This is a genomic window from Candidatus Streptomyces philanthi (assembly GCF_059553635.1).
The window spans coordinates 1-1,873 of record NZ_JCANQV010000545.1 but is presented as its reverse complement, the minus strand read 5'-3'; the positions used below and the strand labels follow the sequence as shown (position 1 = coordinate 1,873).

Genomic DNA, 1,873 nt, shown 5'->3' with positions numbered 1-1,873 from the left:
CCCCGCGCTGCGTGGTGTCCATCGCCTCGGCCACCCCCAGACCGTGCGCCCACAGGTGGTGGCGGAAGGCGAGGGTGGCGTCCAGGTCGAGGCCCCCGGGGCCGGCGACCACATGGGCGGCGGCGTGGACGGCGCGCGCGGTGGTGGCCGGACGGAACGTCACGCGTCCTCCCCGGGGACGGCGGTGCGGCGGCCGGTCCGCGCGGAGCGGGCGGCGAGTTCGGCGAGCCGTACGCCGCGCGCCCCGGCCGCCAGGTCCCAGCGCCACGGCGCGTCGCACACCACATGCCGCAGGAACAGCTCCCACTGCGTCCGGAACGCGTTGCCGAAGCCGTCACCGGGCACCTCCTGCCACTGCTCCCGGAACCGCAGCGCCGTCGGCACGTCCGGGTCCCACACCGGGCGGGGCGTGGTGGCGCGGTGCTGGACGCGGCAGCCGCGCAGCCCGGCGACGGCCGACCCCTCGGTGCCGTCCACCTGGAACTCCAGCAGTTCGTCGCGGTGCACCCGGACCGTCCAGGACGAGTTGAGCTGGGCGACGATGCCGCCCTCCAGTTCGAGGACGGCGTACGCGGCGTCGTCGGCGGTCGCGGCGTACGGGACGCCCGACTCGTCCCAGCGCCGCGGCAGGTGCGTGGCCAGATGCGCCTGGACGCTGCGGACCGGCCCGAACAGCTCGTGCAGGACGTACTCCCAGTGCGGGAACATGTCCGCGGTGATGCCGCCGCCGTCCTCGGCGCGGTAGTTCCACGAGGGGCGCTGCGCCGGACGGGTGTCGCCCTCGAAGACCCAGTAGCCGAACTCGCCCCGGACGGACAGCACCCGCCCGAAGAATCCCTCCTCCACCAGACGGCGGAGCGTGCGCAGACCGGGCAGGAACAGCTTGTCCTGGACGACGCCGTGCTTGACGCCGGCCGCCTGTGCCAGCCGGGCCAGCTCCCGCGCGGCCGCGTGGCCGGTGGCGGTGGGCTTCTCGACGTACACATGCTTGCCGGCCGCGATCGCCGCGCGGACGGCGGCCTCGCGGGCCGCGGTGACCTGGGCGTCGAAGTAGACGTCGACGGTGTCGTCGGCGAGGACGGCGTCCAGGTCGGTGCTCCACTCCCCCAGCCCGTAGCGCTCGGCGAGGGCGCGCAGGCGTTCCTCGCTGCGGCCGACGAGGACCGGTTCCGGCCAGATCACGGCGCCGCCGCCCAGGTCGAGGCCGCCGTCCTCGCGCAGGGCGAGGAGGGAGCGGACCAGGTGCTGGCGGTGTCCCATGCGCCCGGTCACGCCGTTCATCGCGATGCGTACGGTCGTCCGTGTGGCCACGCCCGGACCCCTCTCCGCGCGGCGGCGTCCGGCGGGCACCGCCTCGCGACGGAAGCTACTGGGCACGTGGCGGGCGGGCAAGGGGGCGGGACGGCGCGTCGGGGGCGGGCGGGCGGTCCCGCGCCACGGCGGGATGCGGCGTTCGTGCGACAGGGCGCCGGACGGTGGCCATCCTGGTACCCGGGCGGGCGTGGTGGGCCGGGCGGGGGCCCGGCGGGACCTACGCTGCCGGGCAGACGGGCCGACGGGCGCGGGGCCGCCGGGTCGGGGCGGGCTGACGGGACAGGAGAGGCGGACGGTATGGGCCGGACGGCGAAGGGGGCGGGGGTGCGATACGCGTTCTCGACGCTCGGGGTGCCCGGCATGCCGCTGGCGGAGGTCCTGCGGCTGGCCGCCGGCACCGGCTATCAGGGCGTGGAGCTGCGGGCGCACCCCGAGGAGCCGGTGCACCCCGGTATCGGGAGGGACGAGCGGGCCGCGGTGCGCGGGCGGTTCGCGCGGGCCGGGATCAGTGTGCTGACCGTCGCCGGGTACGCGCGGGTCGCCGCCGCGCGCGACGCCG

Annotated in this window: 2 protein-coding genes and 1 pseudogene; 1 reads left to right on the top strand and 2 read right to left on the bottom strand. The window is 76.9% G+C overall.

Going from position 1 to position 1,873, the window contains the following annotated elements:
• Positions 1–268, bottom strand: a 268-nt coding sequence (locus AC51EU_RS30055; RefSeq protein ID WP_496270251.1) for a DUF993 family protein, incomplete at its 3' end; no start/stop codon positions are given.
• On the bottom strand, positions 160–1,281 hold the full coding sequence (locus AC51EU_RS30050) for a Gfo/Idh/MocA family protein (protein WP_496270252.1): 1,122 nt from the start codon (positions 1,279–1,281) through the stop codon (positions 160–162). The genes AC51EU_RS30050 and AC51EU_RS30055, both read right to left, overlap by 109 nt.
• 357 nt (positions 1,282–1,638) lie before the next feature.
• Here AC51EU_RS30050 and AC51EU_RS30045 point away from each other — a divergent pair.
• Positions 1,639–1,873 (top strand): annotated as a pseudogene (locus AC51EU_RS30045) (sugar phosphate isomerase/epimerase); the annotation flags it as partial.